The organism is Gordonia sp. HS-NH1 (assembly GCF_001418765.1).
GTDB lineage: Bacteria > Actinomycetota > Actinomycetes > Mycobacteriales > Mycobacteriaceae > Gordonia.
This window is the reverse complement of the sequence record NZ_LIYC01000028.1, coordinates 15,436-39,292: the sequence shown is the minus strand read 5'-3', so window position 1 is coordinate 39,292 and position 23,857 is coordinate 15,436. Positions and strand designations below refer to the sequence as shown.

The following is a 23,857-nucleotide window of genomic DNA, read 5'->3' as shown; positions in this document are numbered from 1 at the left end:
CGAGCCACGTGGCCTGGCACGGAAGCCGGGTAATGTTTCGATCATCGGCCTGTAGCCCCCGGGCCGTACCTTCTCCTGTGAGTAGTTCGGGGTTTGAGTGACGCCGCTGTTCGTTCGACCGCCCGACGACGGGGCGCCCGCCGCCCTCTCGCGGCCCCCCGGGGAACAGACCGACGCCCCTCCGCACGCGGTCGAGCGCATCGTCGTCGTGGTGCCCGTCCACAACGAGGCCGAACGTCTTCCCGCGTGCCTCGACGCTCTCGAGGCCGCGGCGACGGCGGTGGAGATCCCGGTGGAGGTGGTCGTGGTGCTCGACGCCTGCGACGACGACTCCGCGACGCTGCTCACGGCAGGTGTGTCGATCGTCATCGTCGACGTGCGGAGTGTCGGGGCGGCTCGTCGAGCCGGCTTCGCGGCGGCGGACTCCCCGGCGACCCGGTCGCACACCACCTGGTTCGCCACCACCGATGCCGATTCGACGGTGCCACGTGATTGGCTCGTCGAACACCTCGCCGCCGCGGATGCCGGTGCGGACGCATATGTGGGCACCGTGGTCCCCGACGGTTTCGACGGGTGGCCGGCGGGAACCGGCGCGAGGTACCTGCGGGAGTACGACGCCAATCGCGGACACGGCCACGTCCACGGCGCCAATCTCGGCGTCCGGGCCTCGGTGTACGACGAAGTCGGCGGGTTCTCGGCGCTCGACGCCGACGAGGACGTCGATCTCGTCGACCGGTTGCACGCCGCGGGGGCGGTCATCGAACGGGGTGCTGACGCCCCGGTCCGCACGTCGACGCGGTGCGACGGTCGGGCACGCCACGGATTCGCCGGCTACCTGCGGCACCTCGCCGGGGACCAGGCCGACGAGGTGGCCGGGTGACGCCCGCACGGGCACGGGCACTCCTCGGCGATCCGTCCGTCGCGCTCCCCCGCCCCGGTGAGGGACGCACCCTCGACCGGTTCGCCACCCTGGTCCGTGCCTGCTCCGACGACATCAGCACGGGCCGGCTCCTGGAGGCGCACGCCGACGCCGACGCCATCCTCGCGGAGATCTGCGGCGGTGGAACCGCTCCGGGAGAGTTCTGGGGTGTGTGGGCCGCCGAGCCGCGCGGCACCCGCGTCGACGCCCGGCCCGGCGCACAGGGCTGGGAACTGAGCGGGGTCAAGGAGTGGTGCTCCGGAGCCACCTCGTGCACCCACGCGCTGGTCACCGCACACACCGAGGCCGGCAATCGGCTGTTCGCCGTCGACCTCGGCCGCCCGGGGGTGTCCGCGGACAGCTCGGGGTGGGCCAACACGGGTATGCGCGACACCGACACCGGGACCGTGACCTTCGACGCAGTGCCCGCCGACGCCATCGGCGAACCCGGCGACTATCTCGACCGGCCCGGATTCTGGCACGGCGGGATCGGGGTCGCCGCATGCTGGTTCGGCGGGGCCCGCAAGGTCGCGGCACCGCTCTACCGCGCCGGTTCCCGCACCGACGACCCACTGCTCCGCATGCACGTCGGCGCCGTCGACGCCCTTCTCGCATCCGGGTGGGCGCATCTCCAGACCGCGGCTCGCGAGATCGACGCCGACCCGACCGGGCCGTCGAAGCGACTCGCCTTCGCCGTGCGCTGGTCCGTCGAACAGATCGCGACCGCGGTGATCGACCGGGTGGGTCGCGCGCTGGGCCCCGGCCCGCTCGCCGCCGACCCCGACCACGCGCAGGCGGTCGCCGATCTCGTCGTCTACATCAGGCAGTCCCACGCGGACCGTGACCTCGCGGTACTCGGCGGACTGACCGGGGGACGCATCCCCGGTCCGGGACCGGAGCCGTCGTGACGACCGACGATCCCATGTCGACCCGACGCTTCGGATCCACCCCGACGTCGGCGGACGGCACCCCGGAATCGGAGTGGCAGGAGTGGTTCGCCGCCCGTGGACCGTGGCCCGACTTCGAGCCGGACGTCCGTCGGCTCGTCGTCCTGGCGGCCCACCCCGACGACGAGATCCTCGGCGTCGGCGGCGTGATGGCGTCCGCCCACCGGCGGGGTGTCGAGGTCGTCGCGGTCTGTCTCTCCGACGGCTCTGCGTCGCACCCGGGTTCGCCCACCCTGTCCCCCGCCGAGCTGGCAGTACGTCGTCACGCCGAGGTGGACGCCGCGACCGCGATCCTGGGACTCGGTCCGACGCGATGGTGCGGGCTCGGCGACGGCACCCTCGTGAGTCGTGAGGACGAGATCGAGTCGATCGTCGACGCGACGCTCACGGAGACTCCCGACATCCCGGCAGCACTGCTGTCGGTGTGGGCGCACGACGGTCATCCCGACCACGAGGCCGTCGGGCGATGCGTCCGACGCGTCGGCGCTCGGCTCGGTGTCCCGGTCTGGATGTACCCGATCTGGATGTGGCACTGGGCGAAACCCGACGACCCGGAGATCCCGTGGGAGCAGATGCGGACCCTTGTCCTCGACGACGACGTCGCGGCCGCCAAACGCGCGGCCGTGCAGGCCTTCGAGACCCAGATCCATCCGCTGTCACCGGCGCCCGAGGACGCCGCCGTACTCGGACCGCACATCCTGGACCGGCTGCTCCGCGACCGGGAGTTCGTCTTCGGGTGACCGGGACATCGCCGAACAGGCGCGGGCCCGGCAGCGCGACCGGGCGAAAACAGAACGGGCGAGAAACAGGACGGCGAGGGCATGACCGACGACATCACCGAGGGCGACCGAAACGGATTGCCCGACAGCTATTTCCACGAGATGTATCAGGACAGCGATGATCCGTGGGGCTTCTCGTCGCGGTGGTACGAGCAGCGCAAGTACGCCCTGACCCTCGCGGCGCTGAGTTCCCCCCGATACGGGACGGTGTTCGAGCCCGGTTGTTCGATCGGTGTGCTGAGCGCCGAGTTGGCCAGGCGCGCCGACCGTCTGCTGTGCACCGACGTCAGCCCGCGCGCGGTGGAACTCGCCCGTCGCCGGCTCGACGGTCACGCCTCGGTCGAGGTGCGCGTCGGCGACATCGTCTCCGATTGGCCGCCCGGCCGTTTCGACCTGATCGTCCTCAGCGAAGTCCTCTATTACCTCGACGACACGGACCTCGACGACCTCATCGCACGTCTCCCCGACGCGCTGACACCGACCGGCGAAGTTCTGGCCGTCCATTGGCGGTGGCCGGTCGAGGAATATCCGCGGACCGGGGACGAGGTCCACGACGCGCTGCGGAGGTCGTCGTTGACCACGTCGGCGGAGTACGAGGACGCGGACTTCCGGCTTTGTGTGATGACTCCGTCACCTGGCGCTTCAGTTGCGCAACGAGAAGGGATAGTCGGCGTCTGACCCGCGCGGGGTACGGCATAATGGTTTTTTCGACATCGGGTGTGTTCGAAGCCGCGCTTAGCTGTCGGCCCCAGCTGAGGCGCGCGGATGATGTCTCAGAGGAGGCAGGGTGACTGAGTTGGCGGACTTCGGCGCGCAGATGACGCGCATCGCCGGTGAGATGCGCAAAGAGAGCGACGACACCGAGGCGGCGTTGCGTTCCATGACCAAGTTCGCGGTCGACGCGATCCCCGGAGCAGAGTATGCAACCGTGACCCTGGTCTCCGAGGACAAGGTCGAGACACCGGTCATGGTGGGTGATCTCGGTGGCGAGGCGGACAGGCTGCAGCGTGAGCTCGGCGAAGGACCGTGTCTGCGCGCGGCGGTCGGCGTCCTCACCGTCTGCATCCACGACATGCGCACCGAGCCGAGATGGCCCGCCTTCGCCTCGGCCGCAGCCGAACTCGGTATCCGGTCGATGGCCTGTTTCTATCTGTACATAGACGGTGACAACTCGGGCGCCCTGAACCTGCACAGCACCGTCGCGAACGCGTTCACCATGGAATCGCTGCAGCTGGGTGAGCTGTTCGCGGCCCACGCCGCGACGGCGTTGGGGGCGGTGCAGGAGAAGGAGCAGCTCAGGACAGCCCTGAGCTCACGAGACATCATCGGTCAGGCCAAGGGCATGATCATGGAACGGTACCGGCTCGACGCGAACGAGGCGTTCGCGCTGCTCGCACGGCTCTCCCAGGACACCAACACCAAGCTCGTCGACGTCGCCGTCCAGATCGTGGAGGCCGGACCGGAGAGCTGAGGTGAAGCAGGGCTCCCCGAGGTGCCCCGATCAGCGAAACGCGTCGCGCTTCGGGAAGCCCAGCGCGGGGATGCCACCGCGATCCTGGTAGCGCTCGAGCCCCTTGCCGACGAGTACCCGCGGTCCGGTGGCCGGGGTGAAGAACATCATCCCCTTCTCGAAGAGCTGGGTGACGCCCGCGGCGTCCGGCGTCAGGGTTGGCACGCCCAGCGCCTGACCCAGCGGTCCGGTGATCCCGCCGAGGTCCGCGAAACGTCCGTTCATCGCCGATGTCGCCATGTCGAGGAACTTCGACGAGCCGGGCAGGAACTGCTCGGCGAGCTGATTGAGGCTGCCGAAGTCGATACCACCGCCACCGGGCGACGCCGGACCGGTGGGCGGTTTGACGATCCGGGGCGGTGCGGGCTGACCCTGTACGGCGAACCACGACGACTTCAGCTGCAGCTTGGTACGCGCTTCCTCACCGCTCACCTCGGCGGTTCCGCCGGAACCGACCGCGCGCACCTTGATCGCACGACCGTGCTCGGCGCCCAGACCGTTGGCCTCGATGACCTCGAAGCTCCGCAGGGCACCGACACCGAAGGCCGATCCGATGCTGCCCGCACTGACGGTGGCGGTCCAATTGTGGTTGGGCGACACCGTGTCCCCCTCGTCGACGACCGCCGGGAAACGGCCACCCGCGGTGTATCCGCCGGTCGACGCGGAGAACTCGGTGAAGGCCGGCTGCCCGTTCTGCAACAGGATCTGGCCCGCGGTGGCGTCGGCGGCCGCGTTGGTCCGCCGATCCTCGCCCGCGACGCCGCCGTAGACCTGCGAATTCTGGGTGTCGTCGATCTTCTTGCCGCCCGCGATCGCCGCGAGCGCGTAGGTACGGGCGGCCACGGCTTGCGCCTGCAGCGCCGCCGCGCCACCGGAGTCGCCCCATGCGGGCAGGCTCTCGCGTGGGATGACGCCCTTGACGTAGTCGTCGACGTGGATGCGGTTGACCACGCGCCCACCTTCGAGACCCATGGCCCCGCGATAGGCCTTGTTTGATCCGCAGAACTTGAGGAACTCACCGGCGGGCCGGTTGGGGGCCATGCTGAGAGGTTCGACGAATGTGGCCGGTACCGACCGCACCGGTCCACCGCCGCATCCGCTGAGGATGGTGGCCGTGCCCCCGGACAGGCTGACCGCCTGCCCGGGAGCCACCGTCTGACCACCGACTCGCATGCCGGCGTCCGCGTGCACATTCACCGAGCCCTGACCCGTGAGGGCCACCAGGATCTCGGGCCTGTCCACCTTCCCCGCGGTGGTGCCACCGTAGTAGTGGCGCAGGATCTGCTGTGCGGTCCAGCCCTTACGGGCGTAGCCGTACGCTCCCCATTGCCCCATTCCGCGGCCGTGGCCATGACCGTGCCCGATCAGCGTCACCGTCGACCCGACCGAAAGCTCGACCTGATCGGCCGATTCCGATGAACTCCCGACAGCGAGGCCACCGGCGAGCAGTGCGGGCGCCAGCCCCGCCGCGGCCCAGGTCAACGCTCGGTTACGGGCCCGTCCGGGCCGCGCACCGCTCGCCGTCCATCTCGGCAGAAGCCGTGTAGGTCGGGCTTTGGTCACTGCTGAACACATCCTTCGGTCGCGACGACACCAGCCGCGGGCGCCGCAACGTCGCGACCCCCGTAACGTCTGTGACTGATGTGACGATTGGGACTTAAGTGACCCTAGTGAACGAAGATGCGGATCACCAACCCGAGGGGATCACAACCGGATCACGAGTTGTCCGGTCCGCCGTGACCTCTGGCAGGGACCTCCGGCCGGGACCGGAGAGGCGGCTCGGATTCGTATGTCGTTGTGCTCGGATTCCGGGCTCGATGCCATACGGGTGAACGCGCGTCGACACATTGATCACTTCTGTCACACAGATAACAAGAGCATCACGAGTTACCGGGTCGCGGCGTGTGTCGCCGTCGCGATCGGTGGCCGACAGCGACGATGACCGCCGTACCGAGCACAGTCGATGACGCTTCGGCGACTTCGGCTGCGCTGATGTCGACGGCTGACCGGACCCGACCACACACCCAGACCACGGGCGTGCCGCGGTCCGACCAACCTGCGAGGAGACCTGAGTGCGTTACCCCAGACCGAAACCCTCGATCGCGCTCGCCGCGATCGCCGCCGCGGTCGTCGCGACTCCGTTCGTGGTTATCGCGAGCGAGTCCGAGCCCCGGCTCGTGGACAACAAGCAGACGGTCTCCAACACCGAGATCGAGCAGGTCCCGCTGCGGGAACTGCCTGCCGCCATCGTCGACGTCGCGACATCCGGACTCGCCGCGGCGGGTGTCGAACTGCCGCCGATCGATCCGGACGCGTTCCCGCTGCCGGATCTGACCGTCCCGTTGCCGAAGGGGCTCGTCCCGGGCGCAGGAGGGGCGTCGACGAGTGCCGATCCGTCCGCGTCGCCGGAGTCGTCGACGCCGGAATCATCAACGTCGGAATCGTCGGTGCCGGAGACATCCTCGTCGGAGACGCCCGAATCCTCGGCAACCCCCACCACCGATGCGCCCACCGGCGAGCGTCGGGCACCGTCGACGACGCGGGAGGCCCCCGACGACCCGACGGCCCCGGTTCCGCGCGGTGAGCGGACGCCCGGCAACCGACCCGGTTCGCCCTCGGCGAGTACGACGCCGGCGACACCCACGATGGCCGACGGGCGCGAGGTCGGGGCGGCGGTGACGCACATCGTGCGCGACTCGCCGATCAAGATGGTGGCTTTCACCTGGGACCGCCCGGTCGACGTCGATCTGAAACTGCGAGCCAAGAACCCCGACGGCAAGTGGGGACCGTGGACCGTCCTGGAACAGATCTCGCGCGGACAGGCGCCCAGCGCGAAGAATCCGGTCGGTACCGAGCCGGTCTGGGTCGGCGACGCGCGTGAGGTCCAGGTGGCCGCGAGCAAAGACGGACTCGCGATCCCGGCCGCCGAGACCCAGGGCGGCGATCTCGCCCAGCTGGCCGTCGGCACCGCGAGCACGGTGGTGACGAAGCTGGCCACGACCGCCCTGAACACGCTGAAGGCGACGCTCATCAGCCCGGAGAGCCTGCTGGGCCTGGGCTCGTCGCTGCTGACACCACTGACCGGCGGACCGCAGGTCGTGGCCCGCCAGGCCTGGGGCGCCGACGAGTCCATCCGCTGTTCACAGCCGGTGTACTCGCCGCAGATGCGCGGCGCGATCGTGCACCACACGGCCGGCAGCAATGACTACACCCCGCAACAGTCCGCCGAGATCGTTCGGGGCATCTACGCCTACCACGCACGCAGCCTGAACTGGTGCGACATCGGCTACAACGTGCTCATCGACAAGTACGGCCAGATCTTCGAGGGCGCGTTCGGCGGGCTCGACCGCAACGTCGAGGGCACCCACACCGGCGGATTCAACAAGGAGACCGTCGGGGTGTCGATGATCGGCAACCTCGAAGAGGTGCCGCCGACCGCGGCGATGGTGTCGGCGACCGGCAAGTTCCTGCGCTGGCGCCTCGGCAAGGCCAGCCTCAATCCCGCCGGTACGGCGACCTTGACCTCAGAAGGCTTCTCCGGCACCAAGTTCGCGGCGGGGACGCAGTCGAACCTGCCCGTGATCTCCGGGCACCGGGACTACAACAGCACAAGCTGCCCGGGCGTGCACGGCTACGCCGCACTGACCGCGATCCGGGCGCTCGCCGGGGGTGCCGCACCGGCACCGGAACCGGCGCCGCCCGCGGATCCCGCCGCCCCTGCGCCCCCGCCCGGCGAACCCGGTGCGCCCGCGCCGCCGGCTGATCCGGGTGCGCCCGCGCCGGTACCGCCGGCGGCCTGAGCCGGGTTCAGCGCTCGGCGAACCAGCGCTCGAGCACCTTGGCGACGCCGTCGTCGTTGTTGCCGACGGTGACCTCGTCGGCGGCATCGAGCGCTGCCGGGTGGCCGTGGCCCATCGCGACGCCGTGCCCTGCCCAGGTGAGCATCTCGGCGTCGTTGGGCATGTCGCCGAACGCGATCACGGCGTCGACCGGCAGTCCGGTGAGGTCGGCGAGGCGCGCGAGCCCCGATGCCTTGTGGGTTCCCGGCACCGACAGTTCGATGAGTCCGTTGTCGGTGGAGAACGTGACCTGGGCGAGGTCGCCGACCACGGGCCGCAGACGACGGGCCATCTCATCAGAGGCCATATCCGGTTTGCGGACAAGGAGTTTCACCGCCGGATCACCGAACACCTCGTCGTCACCGACCTCGACGTGGTCGGGGTTGAGCCAGGCGTGTTCGTAACCCGAACTGGCCACGAACGGCGCGGTCGCCGCGTCGTGCGCGGACCGGCCCGCCCGCTCTGCCGCGATCCCGCATCCCGGGATCTGTTGGTAGGCAATCTCTCCGAGCTTGACGAGCGCGTCGGGTTCGAGGTTGGCCGACCACAGCACACGGTCGTTCTCGGCGTCGTAGATGATGGCGCCGTTGGCGCACACCGCGTACCGGACGAATGCCTCGGTGCCGGCGAACTGATCGGTGATCTCGGCGATCCACCGCGGGGGCCGTCCGGTGGCCAGCACGAACTCCACTCCGGCGGCGCGGGCGGCCGCCAGCACGGACACCGTGCGCGGGGAGACCCGGTTCTCGTCGTCGATGAGGGTTCCGTCCACGTCGCTGGCGATGAGTGTGGGTGGACCGAATGTCATCAGCGTCTGCTTCCTCTCGACCGAGCTCTCTCGGCGGCTCGTTTCGCCCGCGCCTCGGCTTTGCGCAGCGCCTCGTCGGCTTCGATCACGGCGGCCTCCTGGGGTGTCGGTGCCGAACCGCCCAGTCGCGACGGGACCCAGAACTCACCCCGTGGATGCGGTCCGTAGGAGTCCTGGACCTCGTGGAGCATCGAGATCATGGTTTCGCGGAGCCTCAGCGTCTCACGCTCCGGTGTCTCGTCGAGTCGTGGGGTGAACGGCAGGCCGTACCGAACGTGTACCGGGAGACGGCTGCGCCCGATGTTCCGCACTCCCCCCTTGGTCCACTGGCGATGGGCGCCCCACACGATCGCCGGGATGATCGGGACGCCGGCCTCGGTGGCCATCCGGACGGCCCCGCTCTTGAACTCCTTGAGCTCGAAGCTGCGGCTGATCGTCGCTTCCGGGTAGACGGCGACGATGTAGCCGTCCCGCAGGCGACCGAGCGCGGCGCGATAGGCCTCGGCGCCGCGCGACCTGTCGACGGGGACGGTCCTGGTGTGGTTGACCAGGAACCGCATGATCCCGATGTCCATCACCTCGGACTTGATCATGAAGCGGGTGCGGCGGCCGGCGCGCTGGACGCCGAGCGCGAGCGGGAGGAAGTCGACGTAACCGGTGTGGTTGACACACAGGACGGCGCCGCCCGAGTCAGGGATGTTCTCGATGCCGGCGAAGTGCAGGTCGAGGTCCTGCGCCCGGACGAGTCCGTTGGCGATGAGTTCCAGGGTGCGATACACCGGCTCGCGGTGTCCGTGCGTCCCTGCGCTCATGCGTCCAGGTTAACGGGGCGCCGCGACACCCCCGGCGACGACGGACACCGGCACCCCCGCCGGTCGACGGCCAGACGGCCAGACGGCCGGTCAGACCACTCCGGGATCGTCTTTTCGCGGCTCGCGCTTGGCGGCGCGTTCGGCCTGCTCCTGGGCATCCATGCGGTTGGCTTCCTCGAGCGTCGGCGCGGAACCGCCGAGCCGGGCGGGAACCCAGAACTCGCCCTTCGGGTGCTCGCCGTAGGCGTCCTGGAGTTCCAGGAGTTTTGCGCTCATCACCTTGTGTAGCTCGGCGGTGAGGGCGTCGGCGCTGCCCGTGGCCTCGAGGGGCTCGCAAACACCAATCGCGATCTTGTACCCGGTTCGACCCAGTTGCTTGGGATGGCCCTTGGTCCAGACGCGCTGGGCACCCCAGATGACGGTGGGGACGATCGGCGCGCCGGATTCGAGGGCCATCCGAGCGGCGCCCGACTTGAAGGCCTTCAGCTCGAAGCTCCGACTGATCGTCGCCTCGGGGTAGACCCCGACGAGTTCGCCGCGCCTGAGGTAGTCCACCGCATTGCGATAGCTGTCCGCCCCCTGGGCGCGATCGACGGGAATGTGCTTGAGCGAACGCATGATCGGACCGGAGATCTTGTTGTCGAAGACCTCCTTCTTCGCCATGAAGCGGACCTTGCGGCGCCCCTGCAGGAAGGCCGGGATACCGGCATAGGTGAAGTCGAGGTAGCCGGTGTGATTGATGGCGACGACGCCGGGGCCCTCGGCCGGCACGTGCTCGACACCCGACACCGTGAACTTCAGACCCTCGGCCAGCCACAGCAGCCGGGCGGCGGTGATCACGGAGTCGTAGACGGGTTCCATGCGAGAGAGCTTAGCCACTCGCCCCGGAACCCTCGCCGACGTCGCCGCCGGCGATCATCACCATCGCGGTCGCACGTGCTCTGTTCTCGAGCGCGTCCACGGTGAAACCCACGTGATCCGACAACTTGGCCAGCCGGTAGGCGACCGTGCTGTGGTGCAGGTGCATCTGCTGCGCTGCCGCTCGCAGAGTCGATGCGCGGAGATAGAGCCGCAGAGTCGAGAGCAACTCCACCCCCTGTGGTGAGTCGCGGAGCTCATTCGCACGCACTATGTCGGGAATGAGCCTGTGCGGCAGGTGGTTCTCCGGTGCCAACAGGTTGAGCGCACCGAGGTCGTCCGCGCTGCCCAGCGGCTGGGGTCCGTAAGCGTGACCGCGGGCAAACCGCGCTGTGCCGACGACCAGGTGAGCATCCGCGGCCTCGGCTGCCAGTGAGATACCCACCTTCACCGATCGGGAAAGTACCGTGTCGACGAATTCGGCCGGGGGTACGAAGGACGCCGGAACGAGCCTGAGGCGATCACCGTCCGCCTCGACCTCCGTCGAGCGACCGGGCGACAGGTCACCGGACACCGGCAGACGCGCGCCGCCGCCTCCTGTGTAGGCGACCACCCGCACCGGAGTCGACGGCGCGACTTTCAGAGCAGCGCATGCGGTCAGCACGGCCAACTCGTCTGACGGGAACAGGAGATCGAGGGTGTGCTCCTCATCGGTGAGCACGCGGCGATGCTGAAGGATGACCGCGGCCGTGAGAGCCATCCGGTCCACGAGCATGTCGTCGAGCGGCAGCGCCGGCCCTGGCCGCTCAATCCAGACGGAGCCGACCGTCACGTCGTCGATCACGACTTCTTTCGACGAACTGGGCACACTCTCGCTCGGCGGAGACCACCGCCCCTGAGGATCGCATCGACGCGCATCGAAACTGTTCGGCCCGCTGGAGATCTCGATGCCGACAATGCAGTTGGCCAGCGCAGCGCTCGCCTGCAACATCGACGTCGTATCCGCACCGTGTCTGACGAGCGCGTCGAAGTAGTCGATCACCCGTACCAGACCCGCCGAATCCGCATCGAGTTCGGCGGTACATCAGTCCCTGCATCCGACAACGCTAGGAGGCAGGTGACGGCGCGCGCAAGCCCCTACGCAGGGCGCCGAACGCCTCCGCTGTCGCCCGCTTACTGACCTCGGCGGCCGCCACCAGACCGGAACCGTGGAAGGTGCCGGGGAACGAGTGCAGTTCCACGCTGACACCTGCGCGAAGCAGGTTCAGGGCATACTCGATTCCCTCGTCGCGCAGGGGATCCAATTCCATCGTGCAGAGATAGGTGGGCGGAAGGCCGGAGAGGTCTGTTGCGCGAGCCGGCGCGGCGTAGATCGACACATCCGGATCCTCCGGTCCGGTGTAGGACTCGCCGAGGTAGAACTTCCACGACAGAATCGCATTCGGCCGATGCCACAGCGGGGTGTCCACGAAGTCGGTCATCGACACGCTGGTCAGCCGATCGTCCAACTCAGGGATCTCGAGAAGCTGGAACGCGACAGGTATCACGCCCTCGTCTCGGGCGCGTAGAACGGTTCCGGCGGCAAGTCCACCGCCTGCGCTCTGTCCACCGACCGCGATGCGGGAGGTGTCGACACCCAGATCCGTCGCGTGGGCGTGGACGTAGGTCAGGGCCGAATAGCAGTCGTTCAACGGGCCTGGGAACGGCGTCTCCGGAGCCAGCCGGTACTCGACACTGGCGACGGCGAATCCGAGTTCGCGCACGACCTGTACGCAGAAGGGGTCAGTGCTCGCCGCCGTTCCGATGGCGAAGCCACCGCCGTGGATCCACAGCAGAACCGGAAGTGGACCCCTGGGACTCTCCGGGGTGAAGAACCGGATACCGACGTCGGGATCCCCTCCGAGACCGGGCGCGGACAACTCGCGCACACGGACTCCGTCCAAGGACAAGTCCGCCAGTTGAGACTCGATGAGGGTGTCGAATGTCCGGCGAGCGGACTCCACGTCGGCGAAGTCGATGTTCGGAAGCACGGTGAGTGCGGGGGCAAGTTCGGGGTCGAGCTGAGGGAACGTCGTCATTCACTCAGCATGCTTCGTGGTGTGTACTGCGTCACCAGCCACCCGTAGGGAGTTGCAGAACACGATTCCGACGCCCGTCGGACGGGATGCGACGTCACACCCTGCAGAGGACGGCGGCCTGCCGCCGCCGCACGCGTTCCCTCCCTGCCACCGTGAGGACTCATGGCCCACGCACCCGCCCGGCACGGCTCGATATCCTGGACGTTTGTAGTGCCCTGCCGCGCAGCCCCGCGCACACCATGAAAGGCCCCTTCGTGCAGATCACCAGCATCGGTCATGCCGGTTTCCACATCCAGACCACCGCCGGATCGATCCTCTGCGACCCCTGGGTCAACCCGACGTACTTCGCCTCCTGGGTGCCCTTCCCGGACAACTCCGAACTCGACTGGAAGACCCTCGGCGACTGCGACTACCTGTACGTCTCGCATCTGCACCGGGATCACTTCGACGAGCGCAACCTGCGGGAGAACGTCAACAAGGACGCCACGGTTCTGCTGCCCGACTACCCGGTGCCGGATCTGCGCCGCGAACTGGAGAAGCTCGGGTTCACCAAGTTCGTCGAGACCACCGACTCGGTCAAGACCACGGTCACGAACGACAAGGGTTCGCTCGACGTCATGATCATCGCGCTGCGCGCGCCCGCCGACGGCCCGATCGGCGACAGCGGGCTCATCGTCTCCGACGGTGAGACGGTGTGCTTCAACATGAACGACGCACGACCGATCGACCTCGACGTCGTCGGCGAGGCGTTCGGGCCCGTCGACGTCCATCTGCTGCAGTACTCGGGCGCGATCTGGTACCCGATGGTCTACGACATCCCGCGGAAGTCCAAGGCCAACTTCGCCTCACAGAAACGCCAGCGCGGAATGGACCGCGCGCGTTCGTACATCGAACAGGTCGGGGCGACCTGGGTGGTCCCGTCGGCCGGACCGCCCATGTTCCTCGACGAGGACCTCTTCTACCTCAACGACTTCGGGTCGGGTGAGACCGCGGACGTCACCTCGATCTTCCCCGACCAGGAGACGTTCCTGGAGCAGATGCGCATCCACGGAACCGACGACGGCGAGAAGCACCGCGGCCTGATGATGGTGTCCGGTTCGGTCGCCGAGTTCTCGGGTCCGGTGCTGAACGAGGTCACGCATCCATACGCTCCCGCCGACGTCTTCGGCGTGAACAAGCGCGCCTACCTCGAGCGGATGAAGGAGAAGTTCGCTCCGGTCATCGCCGCGGACAAGGCCACGTGGGCGCCGGCCGACGGCGAGCCGCTGATCGGCGCGCTCCGCGAATTGTTCGAGCCGATCATGGCGCAGTCTGATCTGATCTGCGACGGCATCGGATACCCGGTCGGACTGGTGATGACGCCGGGCGGTGGCGCGGCCAACGAGGCCACCGAGACCGTCGTCCTCGACTTCCCCAACCGCATCGTGCGCGAGCCCAAAGAGGGAGAGGGCAAGTACCGCTACGGATTCCGGATCGCCACCGAGCTCGTGCGGACCGTCCTGCGCGACAACGAACCCGACTGGGTCAACACCATCTTCCTGTCGACCCGGTTCACCACCTGGCGGATCGGTGGCTACAACGAGTTCCTCTACACGTTCTTCAAATGCCTGACCGATGAGCGGATCGCCTATGCCGACGGCTGGTTCGCCGAGGCTCACGACGACTCGGCGTCGATCACCAAGGACGGCTGGGAGATCCAGCGGCGGTGCCCGCACCTCAAGGCCGACCTCGGCAAGTTCGGGGTCATCGAAGGCGAGAAGCTGACCTGCAATCTGCACGGATGGCAGTGGGATCTGCCCACGGGACGCTGCCTGACGTCGAAGGGCCACGACCTCCGCGCCTCCAGGCTCGACTCCTAGTCGCGGGCGGATCACGACCAGAGATGACATCCGAGCGCACGTACGGCGGCCGCGCGGTGAGCGACCGCGCCGCCGAACGCCGGCAGCGCTTCCTCGATGCCGCGCTGGTCGAATTCACCGACACCGGTTATGCGAAATCGTCGGTCACATCGATCTGCCGGGTGGCGGGACTGTCCCGCCGGCAGTTCTATGCGGAATTCACCGACCGCGAGGAACTGCTGGTCGCCCTGTACGACACCGTTCAGGGCGCCGCGCGCGTCGCAGTGGCAGAAGCACTGGCCGCGTGCGCTTCTCGCGACCTCCGAGACCTGAGCACCGCGGCGATGCGCGCCTACATGGAATCGGTGGGCACCGATCCCCGGCGCGCGGCGGTCTCGTTTGTGCAGATCGTCGGGGTGAGCTCACGCGTCGAGCAGCACCGCCTCGACGGCCGCGAGGAGTGGGCGGACTTCTTCGTCGCCGCCATGGCCGATTTCGCCGGCCGTCCGGCAACCGAGAGACAGCGCCATCTGGCCATCGCCTTCGTCGGCGCACTGACCGGACTCGTCCACCGGTGGAGCGAGACCGCAGATCCCGCCGCCCTCGATGACATCGTCACCGTGCTGGCCGACATCCTGCTCGCCTTCGCGCGTCTCTGACACCCGGGTCGTCCATTGTGTTCTGCGACACATCGGGTGTATGTTCTGCCGCAGTGTGAGACACGGTCGTCTCACTTATTGAGGAGGAATCCATGCGGGGATGGTTACAGCGCGGGCTCGCGCGACTGCTGATCGCGATGATGACGGTCGCGATCACGGCCGTCGCGGTGGTGGGGGGCACGATCAGCGCCGGCGCCGCGAGTGCCGTACCGGTCGCCCCGCCGCTGCCGTTCCCGGTTCCGCCCGCGATTCCGGAGTTCGACAAGGCCTTCTACCTACCCGACCGGTCGGTGGTCGCGGCCAAGAAGCCCGGTGAGCTCATCGCGGCGCGTCGAGTGCATGTGGCGGCCCTGTCGGTGATCCCGGTCAACGTCGACGCCTGGCAGATCTCGTACCGTTCGACGAACACGCGAGGTGAGCCGATTCCGGCCGTGGCAACGCTGCTCAAACCCAAGGGACCGGCCAAACCCGGACCATCGAAACTCGTGTCCTGGCAGTCCGCGGAGGACTCCACCGCGATGTACTGCGCGCCTTCCTACGCACTCCAGCAGGGGTCGATCCCGGGCCAGCTCACCGGGTCGGTGGACTCGAGCTACGAGGTCCTGCAGATCACCTCGCTGGTCGGTGCCGGCTGGTCGGTCGTCATCCCCGATCACCAGGGTCCCGAATCCGCTTTCGCGGCAGGGCCTCTCGCGGGTCGCATCACCCTCGACGGCATCCGGGGCGCGCGGGACTTCGCCCCGCTGGGACTCAAGAACGACCTGCGTGTGGGTCTGATGGGTTACTCGGGCGGGGCGATCGCCACGGGCTGGGCGGCCGAGCTGCATGAGGCATACGCCCCAGAGCTGCCGATCGTGGGAGCCGCCGAAGGCGGTGTGCCCGCGGACATCCGCGCGCTGGTCGACCTCGCCGACAGAAACGCGGCGTCCGGGCTGATCATGGCCGGGATCATCGGGGTCAGCCGTGAGTATCCGGAGCTGGAACGCTTTCTCCGACGCCACATGAACCCGCTGGGCACAGCGTTGCTGGCGAGCAAGAACCCGCTGTGCCTCACCTACCAGGCGGCGCTTGCACCCTTCGTGAACATCAAGGGCCTGGTGAACCTGCCCGGCGATCCACTCGATCATCCGGTTCCGCGAAAGGTGCTGGGAAAGCTCAGAATGGGAGAAACGACGCCCGACTTCCCGATGTTCATCTATCAGTCGAACCCCGATTGGATCGCCCCCGTGGGGCCGGTCAACGAGCTGGTCCGCACCTACTGTGGCGATGGCGCGAGTGTGCGGTATGTGCGCGACCATTTCAGCGAGCACATCACGCTCGCCGTCGAGGGTTTCGCCCCCGCCATCGTCTGGCTACGGGACCGTCTCGACGGCAAGCCGGCGCAGAGCGGCTGCACCACAAGCGTCAGGGATCGATGGCTCTCGACCCGGCCACCTGGCGCGCGTTCGTCAACCTCGTGGGCAACAGCCTCGCCCTGGCGATCAACCAGCAGTTGGGCAATCCGCCGCGGGTGCCGTGACCCTCCCCCGGCCGGACACAGAGTGGGCGGCGTGTTTGCCGACCACGGATGTGGGTAGACCTCCAGCACGGCAGAGAGCCGCCGAGTCGATCGTTACCGACCCGTTGCATGCAGACACGATCCGACGTCGACGAACGCGCATCGAGACGACGGAGGCAAGTCGATTCATACGATGGCGTCAGGGCTTTCGGCCCGCGAGGACGTTAGGTCCGGACGTCGAACTTCGACCGTGAGGAGAACATCATGGCCCAATACCGCGTAGTGGACGCCAGCGAGAACGTCGTCGAGGAGAAAGAGTTCGACGACGCCACCAGCGCCTACGACTGGTTCAAGACCGTCGCCGCCCCGGACGACAGCCTGGGCACCGTCATGCAGGTACACGATGCCGGTGAGTGGAAGAACTTCGAGGTGTCCGACGGCGGCACCAACGCCAGTCCGTCGGCCGACGCGGACTGAACCGCCCCTTCGGCGGGGGTTCCGTCGACATCGGTTTCGCGCCCCAGGGATCGTTCCCTGGGGCGCGCGATGCGTCTTCAGACCCTGAACGCCGCCGGATAGGCGATGGTCCCGCGCGGGACGGGGCCGTCGTCGATCGGCAGTGCCATCATCGCCTCGTCCGGGACGTCGAACGGGGCACGAATCCCGAAGCGCGAGGCGGGAACGAAGCCGAATCGCGGGTAGTACCCGGCATGACCGAGGACCAGGACCAGGTGCTCGCCGAGGTCGCGGGCGGTGGCGAGACCGGCGACGATGGTGGCCGACCCCGCCCCGGTCCGCTGCCGCGACGGCAGGACCGAACACGGTCCGAGCGTGAGTGCGGGCGCGCCGTCGATGTGGCACCTGGAGAACAGTGAATGCCCGACGACGACGTCCACGGCGTCGGTCGCGACGATCGACAGACCCTCGATCCAGGCGTCCGGGTCGGCGCGCAACTCGTCGACGATCCGCGCCTCGTCAGCGGTCGGGAAGGCCGCGATCACCACTTCCCGGATCGCGTCGGCGTCCCCGGCGCGCTCGGCGCGGGTCGTCCACCGGCTCACCGCGTGGCCCGACTCCGGCGCAGGTCCGCGAGAGATGCCGTCACCGGCCGCACCCGCCGGCAGGCTGGCCGGAGAATCGACGGTCGAGGAAACCGAGCGCTTCGGCGCTCCACGGGATGAAGGCGCGGGTGTGATTCGATCCGCGGTACTCGGTGAACGTCGTCGGCACCCCTCGGCTGCAGAACGTGCCGGCGAGCCGGGCGACGTCGGCAGCGATCATCACACCGTCGCCGGTGCCGTCGACATTGCCGACCCCGAGCATCATCGGACTGCGCGGGGTGCCGAGCGTGCCCATCACGTTCTGCGCGACGGCCTGTCGCACACCGGGAACGTCCAGCAGGCCGCCGACCGTCGGTACGAGGAGCTGATGATCGGTCAGACCCGGGTACTTGTCGGCGAATGCCTCGATGCACTCCCCCGCCACCTGTCCGAGTACCCGCTTGCCTTTCGGGGACAGGTAGGGCTGCAGGTCGATGCCGTACGTCTCGCCGTACACCGCCATCAGTGCCGGGATCACCCCGGCCCAGTCCTCGCTGCCGTTGTCATACCCCAGGTTGTTGGCCGGGTTCACCACCACGCCACCCGCCGCGGCGCCGACGATGTTCAGGTCCGGCGCGTACCGCGGAGCCAGCTCCGCGCCGAAGCCGGTGGGGACCGAACCGCCGGAGTAGCCGAACAGTCCGACGGGTGTCCGGGCCCGTGCACGCAGGTGGGCCAGCGCAGTGCGGACGCCATCCAGTGCCGCGTACCCCGACTCACGCGCCATCGTCCAGCGCAGCCCGCGGCCCTCGTAGTCGGGAGCGGCGACGGTGTAACCGGCGGCGAGCAGTCCGGAGATGAGGGTGATGTCGATCGGTGCCTGCTTCGCGTTCCCACCACGCAGCGTGTAGGACGGGTCGCACTGCGAGCCGAGTGCGTCGTAGAACGAGTGGTAGGAGACGACGCGCCGCGGGGTTCCCGCACCGGCGCCCGGGGGCGAGATGACCGTGGTGACCGTCGCCGTCGGTCGGCCGAACTGGCTCGTCGTCCGGTACAGGATCTGGGTCGCCGTGATCGGGACACTGGTTCCGCGCCAACCCAATTCAACCTGACGCGTGCGCAGGGCAGCACCCGGTGAACGCGATTCGTAGCCCTCAGGCGGGTCGTAGAACGGGTCCTGGGACGGCAACTGCGCCGGCGCTCCCACAGGTGCGGGGACGGGCGCGGCCGACACCGTGGGTGCGAGGACGGACAGGGTCGTCGTCAGCCCGAGGATCGCGGTCAGCGCTCCGAGGCTGCGGGAGAGAAGCCGCATGGGTGGTAATCATGCCCGATATGCGCCGTCTACAACGCCTTTCGTTCCGACTCCGCGGCAGGCCGGGCTCGCCGCGTCACCCGGTGGTGGCGTCCGGCACCGGACTCTCTCCGGCTCGCTCGACCGCCTCGACCACCGGCGACATCGCGACCACCACCGCACCGACCACCGCGGCGACGAAGGCGATCACCGCGACGACGCCCCAGCCGGCGCGCGTGGTGTCACCGAGCACCACGATGCCGATGACACCGGGCACGACCGTCTCGCCGACGACCAGGGCGGCCGACGCCGCGCTGACCGCCCCCTTCTGCAGCGCGACGGTGAACATGTAGAAGCCACCCGGTCCACACAGGACGATCGCGTACAGCGCCGGATCGGTGAGCAATTCGCCGAGATCGAAGGGATCGAGGCCGTCGAGGATGCGCACGGCGACGGCGAGGATACCGAACAGCACGCCGCCGGAGAGGCCCGCGAGTACCGCCACACGACGGTGCATCCGCGGCAGGATCGCGGCGCCGAGACCCAGGATCGCCGCTCCCACGACGAGTACCGCCCAGTGCAGCCACCACTCGTGCTCGTGCCCCTCGTCGCCGGCCGAAAAGCCGAGCAGGACCAGCGAGACCACCACGACCGCGATCGCCGTCCAGTCGCGAACCGACAACCGCGCGTTCAGGAACAGGGTGGCGAGCACGACGGTCACCACGAGGTTCGCGCTGACGATCGGTTGCGCCAGGAACAGCGGGATCATGCGGGCGGCGACCATGTTGCCCAGGAATCCGATCCCGTCGAGCGCCATCCCCGCGAGGAACGACACCGTCAGCATCGCGGTGATCGTCGACCGCAGCGACGGCGCCTCGCCCGGCCCGCCGGCGTCCTCGACACTCTGCGCGCCGCGCGCCTGCAACACCGAAGCGGTGCCGTACGCCAGCGCCGCGAACACCGCCGCGAGGATCCCGATCAGCATGGTCGAACAGTAGCCACCACCGGGCGGTCATGCGGGCCGATGCCGATGTCGCCGCGTGCGCGCGTCGGGGCAGCCGGATGCGGCGAGCGGGGTGAGGTCAGTCCGACGCCACGGTGACGTATGCATCGGCTAACTCGCCAACCGCGGGAATCGGCTGGATGCAGTCGAGGAGCACCCCGTCGGGACCTTCGACGATGAAGTGCCGCTGACCGAAGTCCTCGTCGCGCAGATCGAGCACCGGGCGCAACCCGTGTTCGTCCGTCAACCGTCGGTACAGACCGTCGACATCGTCGACCTCGATGTTGACCAGCAGTCCGGCAGCGGGCCGGCGATAGCCGTCGGGGATCGTCGGATGGTTCGCGTCCACGAGCGCCAACTCGAACACGCCGGTGCGCATGCTGACGTACCAGTCGGCCGAGAAAGTGACGTCGAAGCCGAGAACCTGCTGGTAGAAGGCCGACGCCGACCCTACGTCCGCGGACATGAGGACCGGGTACACGCTGGTGACGGTCATGATGGATCCCCTTTACGTACGATGAGTATGTATAGACGACTATACATACGCTACGTACGTAAAGGAATGCTTCGTGCCGAGAGCCTCTGCCGAGGCAGCAGCCGAGACGGCCCGCACCGTCCTCGCCGCCGCCACCGACCAGTTCGCCGAGCGTGGATTCGCCGACGTGTCCCTCGACGACGTCGCCGAGGCCGCGGGCGTCACCCGCGGCGCGGTCTATCACCACTTCCGCAACAAGGCAGCGCTGTTCGCGGCGGTGGCGGCGGCCTGCCACCAACAGGTCGCCGACGCCGTTGTCGCGGCGGCCGAAGCCGCCGGCCCCGACCCGGCTCACCAGCTGAGCGCCGGCTCGCACGCCTTCGTCGATGCCATCACCAGCGGGACCGCCGTGCGAATCCTGCTGATCGACGGCCCGGCCGTCGTCGGTTGGGAGGAGTGGCGCCGACTCGACGAGGCCGGCTCGGCAGCCCATCTACGTGAAGCGCTCGGCGCCATCGGAGTCGACGACGAGTTGATCGACGTCCTCACGATGCTGTTGTCGGGCGCGATGAACGAGGCCGCACTCTGGCTGGCCCGGCACCCCGACGACGACACCGCCCGCGACCGCACGCATCGCGCGTTGGATCGGATTCTCGGCGCCGTCATGTGACGCGCGGGCCGGAGATCACGTTGCGATCTGTCCCGGGATCCGGGACATGACGCAACCGGATCCCGCGGACCCTGTCGGCCCCTCATCGATGATCGAGCTCGCGAGGCGGATGTCCGTATCCGCCGGGCGCATTCGCGGCATCGGCGGTCTCGACCGCGGTGACCGCACCCGACGACGCCAGGACCACCCCGCCGAGAACGGCTGCGACGAATGCCACGATCGCGACCGGACCCCATCCGGCACGGGTGACGTCGCCGAGGAACGCGATGCCCACCGCGCCGGGCAGGACCGTCTGACCGACGACGAGTGCAGCGGCCGCCGCGTTGACCGAACCGGTCTGCAGCGCCACCGTGAACAGGTAGAAGCCGCCGATTCCGCTGAGCAGCAGGGCATACAGCGCGGGATCGGTGAACAGCACCGACAGATCGAGTGGGTCGAGTCCGTCGAGGATGCGCGAAGCGACCGCCATCACGCCGAAGACGGCCCCGGCGATGAGACCGGTCACCGCCGCGATGTGCGTGCGCAGCCGGCGCATCATGATCACGCCCAACGCGATCAGTGCCGGCCCGGCGACGAGCACCGCCCAGTGCATCCACGCGGTGTGCTCCACACCTTCGCGACCCGCCGAGACCGCGAGCAGCACCAGCGACACCACGATCACCGACCCGGAGATCCAATCCCGCAGCGTCAGTCCGACTTTGAGGAACACCATCGCGAGCAGCGCGGTGGCCAGGAGCCTGGCCGAGATGATCGTCTGCGACAGGAACAACGGGATCAGCCGCGCCGAGGCGATCGTCGCGACGAAACCGATGATGTCGAAGACGAATCCGATCAGGAACGGCACCGTGAGCATCGTGGCCGCCGTCGAGCGCAACGACGGATGCGCGGCCGCGGATCGCCGGCGCTCCTCACGGATCGCCGCCCGCTGCGCGACCTGCTCGGCGCCCAGCGCCTGCAGAACGGCTGCGGCGGCGAACGCCAGCGAGCCGATCACCGCGATGACGATGCCGGCGGTCACGACACGAGCTCAGCTCAGCGCGGTGCGAGCACGTCGGTACCGACGAACTTCGCGAGTTCGGCGGGAAGCCGGACCGAACCGTCGGGCTGCTGGTGGTTCTCGAGGATGGCGACCAGCCAGCGGGTCGTCGCCAACGTGCCGTTGAGTGTGGCGGCGGTCTGCGGTTTGCCGTTCTCGTCGCGGTAGCGGATGGAGAGGCGTCGCGCCTGGAACGTCGTGCAGTTCGACGTCGAGGTCAGCTCGCGATAGGTGCCCTGCGTCGGAATCCAGGCCTCGCAGTCGTACTTCCGCGAGGCCGACGAGCCGAGGTCACCGCCGGCGACGTCGATCACCCGATAGGGCACGTCGATGGCGGCGAGCATGTCCTTCTCCCAGCCCAGCAGACGCTGGTGCTCGGCCGCGGCGTCCTCGGGCCGGCAGTAGACGAAGCCCTCGACCTTGTCGAACTGGTGGACCCGGATGATGCCGCGGGTGTCCTTGCCGTAGCTGCCCGCCTCCCGGCGGAAGCAGGTGGACCATCCGGCGTAGCGCTTCGGACCGTCGGACAGGTCGAGGATCTCGTCCATGTGATACCCCGCGAGCGGCACCTCCGACGTACCCACCAGGTAGAGGTCGTCGTCCTTGTCCAGGTGGTAGACCTCGTCGGCGTGAGCGCCGAGGAACCCCGTCCCCTCCATGACCTCCGGCCGGACCAGCACCGGCGGGATCATCAGGGTGAACCCGTTCGCGGTGGCCTTCTGCGCGGCCATGTTCAGCAGCGCGAGCTGCAGGTGCGCCCCCTGGCCGGTGAGGAAGTAGAACCGCGACCCCGACACCTTGGCACCGCGCTCCATGTCGAGGAGTCCGAGCGACTCCCCGATCTCGAGGTGATCCTTCGGGTTCTCGATGTCGCGCGGCTCGCCGACGTGCTCGAGGACCACATAGTCGTCCTCGCCGCCCGCCGGTGCGCCCTCGGCGACGATGTTGGAGATCGCCCGGTGGGCCTTCGTCGCCGCCGCATCGGCCTCGGACTGGCGCGACACCGCCGCTTTGACCTGCTCGGCGAGTTCCTTGCCCTTGGCGAGCAGCGCCTGCTTCTCCTCGCCCTGCGCCTTGCCGACCTGCTTGCCGAGGGATTTCTGTTCGGACCGCAACGCATCCGCTTCGACGATGGCCGCCCGCCGCTCCGCATCGGCGGCGAGCAGCGCGTCCACCAGGCCCGGGTCCTCACCGCGGGAGCGCTGTGAGGTGCGGACGAGGTCGGGGTTGTCGCGAACAGTCTTCAGGTCGATCACGACTTCAAACCCTACTTGAGAGCGCGGTGCGAACCCGATCACGCCGCCTCGGTCCGGCCGGCGGACTCAGGTCCACAGACGGCGCAGATCCTCACGGCCGAACATCGACGCCGCGGTGTCGGCGGTCGGGGTTCCGCCGTGCGGGTCGGCCCCGGCGGCGACGAGGACGCGCACCACGTCGTCGAAACCCTTGAACACCGCGCCGGCGAGCGGCGTCTGACCCTTGTCGTTCGGGAGGTCGGAGTCGGCCCCGCGGTCGAGGAGAGCCGACACCGTCGACGCGTGCCCGTGATAGGCCGCGAGCATGAGCAGCGAGTCACCGGATTGGTTCCGCAGATCCGCCGGGACGCCGGCGTCCAGATAACCGCTCAGCGTCTCGGTGTCCCCGTCGCGGGCCAAGTCGAAGAGCCGCGTTGCGAGCTCCATGACCTCAGGACTCGGGGCGCCGTCGGCGGGTCGATCGTCGGGATGGTCTGCCACCCCACGGAGTGTAGGCCCGCTCCCGCACGCCTCCGCCCGGATGGGACCGCCGGGGACC

23 protein-coding genes and 1 pseudogene are annotated in these 23,857 nt (G+C 68.6%); 11 read left to right on the top strand and 13 right to left on the bottom strand.

Annotated features, from left to right (window positions below):
• The first annotated feature begins 97 nt into the window (after positions 1–97).
• The 5 genes from AMD30_RS17410 to AMD30_RS17390 all read left to right on the top strand — a co-directional run bounded on the left by AMD30_RS17410 (position 98) and on the right by AMD30_RS17390 (position 4,116).
• Positions 98–880, top strand: coding sequence for a glycosyltransferase (locus tag AMD30_RS17410; RefSeq protein WP_055476487.1), 783 nt, complete (start codon positions 98–100; stop codon positions 878–880).
• Entirely contained in the window at positions 877–1,827 is a 951-nt protein-coding gene (locus tag AMD30_RS17405) for an acyl-CoA dehydrogenase family protein (protein ID WP_055476486.1), read from the top strand. The genes AMD30_RS17410 and AMD30_RS17405 overlap by 4 nt, the downstream gene beginning before the upstream one ends.
• Positions 1,824–2,606, top strand: a complete 783-nt coding sequence (locus tag AMD30_RS17400) for a PIG-L family deacetylase (protein ID WP_055476485.1) — start codon at positions 1,824–1,826, stop codon at positions 2,604–2,606. The genes AMD30_RS17405 and AMD30_RS17400 overlap by 4 nt, the downstream gene beginning before the upstream one ends.
• Before the next feature lie 81 nt (positions 2,607–2,687).
• The gene (locus AMD30_RS17395) at positions 2,688–3,323 is read left to right on the top strand and encodes a class I SAM-dependent DNA methyltransferase (RefSeq protein ID WP_055476484.1); all 636 of its coding nucleotides are present in this window, start codon (positions 2,688–2,690) and stop codon (positions 3,321–3,323) included.
• 109 nt (positions 3,324–3,432) lie between these two features.
• Positions 3,433–4,116: a GAF and ANTAR domain-containing protein gene (locus tag AMD30_RS17390; RefSeq protein WP_055476483.1), complete on the top strand. Its 684-nt coding sequence runs from the start codon at positions 3,433–3,435 to the stop codon at positions 4,114–4,116.
• A gap of 30 nt (positions 4,117–4,146) precedes the next feature.
• Here the strand turns inward: AMD30_RS17390 and AMD30_RS17385 are convergent, their stop codons facing one another.
• A complete protein-coding gene (locus AMD30_RS17385) occupies positions 4,147–5,730 on the bottom strand; it encodes a SpoIID/LytB domain-containing protein (RefSeq protein WP_231632766.1) in 1,584 nt (527 codons plus the stop codon).
• Positions 5,731–6,227: 497 nt separating this feature from the next.
• On the opposite strand from AMD30_RS17385, the gene AMD30_RS17380 reads away from it, so the two are divergent.
• Positions 6,228–7,955, top strand: coding sequence for a peptidoglycan recognition protein family protein (locus tag AMD30_RS17380; protein ID WP_055476481.1), 1,728 nt, complete (start codon positions 6,228–6,230; stop codon positions 7,953–7,955).
• Positions 7,956–7,962: 7 nt separating this feature from the next.
• Here AMD30_RS17380 and AMD30_RS17375 read toward each other — a convergent pair whose 3' ends face one another.
• The 5 genes from AMD30_RS17375 to AMD30_RS17355 all read right to left on the bottom strand — a co-directional run bounded on the left by AMD30_RS17375 (position 7,963) and on the right by AMD30_RS17355 (position 12,550).
• Entirely contained in the window at positions 7,963–8,802 is an 840-nt protein-coding gene (locus tag AMD30_RS17375; protein ID WP_055476480.1) for a Cof-type HAD-IIB family hydrolase, read from the bottom strand.
• The gene (locus AMD30_RS17370) at positions 8,802–9,614 is read right to left on the bottom strand and encodes a lysophospholipid acyltransferase family protein (protein WP_055476479.1); all 813 of its coding nucleotides are present in this window, start codon (positions 9,612–9,614) and stop codon (positions 8,802–8,804) included. The genes AMD30_RS17375 and AMD30_RS17370 overlap by 1 nt, the downstream gene beginning before the upstream one ends.
• A 90-nt stretch (positions 9,615–9,704) precedes the next feature.
• Positions 9,705–10,475 carry a lysophospholipid acyltransferase family protein gene (locus tag AMD30_RS17365; protein WP_055476478.1) on the bottom strand — a complete coding sequence of 257 codons (771 nt, stop codon included), beginning with the start codon at positions 10,473–10,475 and terminating at the stop codon, positions 9,705–9,707.
• 10 nt (positions 10,476–10,485) lie between these two features.
• Complete coding sequence (locus tag AMD30_RS17360) at positions 10,486–11,514, bottom strand: helix-turn-helix domain-containing protein (protein WP_231632765.1); 1,029 nt, start codon at positions 11,512–11,514, stop codon at positions 10,486–10,488.
• Positions 11,515–11,578: 64 nt separating this feature from the next.
• Entirely contained in the window at positions 11,579–12,550 is a 972-nt protein-coding gene (locus AMD30_RS17355) for an alpha/beta hydrolase (RefSeq protein WP_055476476.1), read from the bottom strand.
• A 254-nt stretch (positions 12,551–12,804) separates the two neighbouring features.
• Between AMD30_RS17355 and AMD30_RS17350 the strand changes: the two genes are divergently transcribed.
• The 4 genes and pseudogenes from AMD30_RS17350 to AMD30_RS17335 all read left to right on the top strand — a co-directional run bounded on the left by AMD30_RS17350 (position 12,805) and on the right by AMD30_RS17335 (position 17,022).
• On the top strand, positions 12,805–14,409 hold the full coding sequence (locus AMD30_RS17350; RefSeq protein WP_055476495.1) for a Rieske 2Fe-2S domain-containing protein: 1,605 nt from the start codon (positions 12,805–12,807) through the stop codon (positions 14,407–14,409).
• 23 nt (positions 14,410–14,432) lie between these two features.
• The gene (locus AMD30_RS17345; RefSeq protein WP_010844433.1) at positions 14,433–15,047 is read left to right on the top strand and encodes a TetR/AcrR family transcriptional regulator; all 615 of its coding nucleotides are present in this window, start codon (positions 14,433–14,435) and stop codon (positions 15,045–15,047) included.
• A gap of 92 nt (positions 15,048–15,139) precedes the next feature.
• A pseudogene (locus AMD30_RS17340) lies at positions 15,140–16,566 on the top strand (lipase family protein).
• Positions 16,567–16,809: 243 nt separating this feature from the next.
• Entirely contained in the window at positions 16,810–17,022 is a 213-nt protein-coding gene (locus AMD30_RS17335) for a hypothetical protein (protein WP_014924945.1), read from the top strand.
• A gap of 77 nt (positions 17,023–17,099) precedes the next feature.
• On the opposite strand, the gene AMD30_RS17330 is transcribed toward AMD30_RS17335, so the two are convergent.
• From AMD30_RS17330 to AMD30_RS17315, 4 genes are all read right to left on the bottom strand, one after another.
• Positions 17,100–17,606 (bottom strand): GNAT family N-acetyltransferase, encoded by a 507-nt coding sequence (locus tag AMD30_RS17330; RefSeq protein WP_055476475.1) that lies wholly within the window; start codon positions 17,604–17,606, stop codon positions 17,100–17,102.
• 40 nt (positions 17,607–17,646) lie between these two features.
• The gene (locus AMD30_RS17325; protein WP_055476474.1) at positions 17,647–18,900 is read right to left on the bottom strand and encodes a lipase family protein; all 1,254 of its coding nucleotides are present in this window, start codon (positions 18,898–18,900) and stop codon (positions 17,647–17,649) included.
• 76 nt (positions 18,901–18,976) lie between these two features.
• Positions 18,977–19,864 (bottom strand): hypothetical protein, encoded by an 888-nt coding sequence (locus tag AMD30_RS17320; RefSeq protein WP_010844424.1) that lies wholly within the window; start codon positions 19,862–19,864, stop codon positions 18,977–18,979.
• A 97-nt stretch (positions 19,865–19,961) separates the two neighbouring features.
• Positions 19,962–20,378: a VOC family protein gene (locus tag AMD30_RS17315; RefSeq protein WP_055476473.1), complete on the bottom strand. Its 417-nt coding sequence runs from the start codon at positions 20,376–20,378 to the stop codon at positions 19,962–19,964.
• 73 nt (positions 20,379–20,451) lie between these two features.
• On the opposite strand from AMD30_RS17315, the gene AMD30_RS17310 reads away from it, so the two are divergent.
• Complete coding sequence (locus AMD30_RS17310) at positions 20,452–21,027, top strand: TetR/AcrR family transcriptional regulator (protein ID WP_055476472.1); 576 nt, start codon at positions 20,452–20,454, stop codon at positions 21,025–21,027.
• An 82-nt stretch (positions 21,028–21,109) separates the two neighbouring features.
• On the opposite strand, the gene AMD30_RS17305 is transcribed toward AMD30_RS17310, so the two are convergent.
• The 3 genes from AMD30_RS17305 to AMD30_RS17295 all read right to left on the bottom strand — a co-directional run bounded on the left by AMD30_RS17305 (position 21,110) and on the right by AMD30_RS17295 (position 23,799).
• Positions 21,110–22,045, bottom strand: a complete 936-nt coding sequence (locus AMD30_RS17305; protein ID WP_010844421.1) for a hypothetical protein — start codon at positions 22,043–22,045, stop codon at positions 21,110–21,112.
• A gap of 14 nt (positions 22,046–22,059) precedes the next feature.
• The gene (serS, locus tag AMD30_RS17300; RefSeq protein WP_010844420.1) at positions 22,060–23,319 is read right to left on the bottom strand and encodes a serine--tRNA ligase; all 1,260 of its coding nucleotides are present in this window, start codon (positions 23,317–23,319) and stop codon (positions 22,060–22,062) included.
• Positions 23,320–23,385: 66 nt separating this feature from the next.
• Positions 23,386–23,799, bottom strand: a complete 414-nt coding sequence (locus tag AMD30_RS17295; protein WP_055476471.1) for an ankyrin repeat domain-containing protein — start codon at positions 23,797–23,799, stop codon at positions 23,386–23,388.
• Positions 23,800–23,857 lie beyond the last annotated feature (58 nt).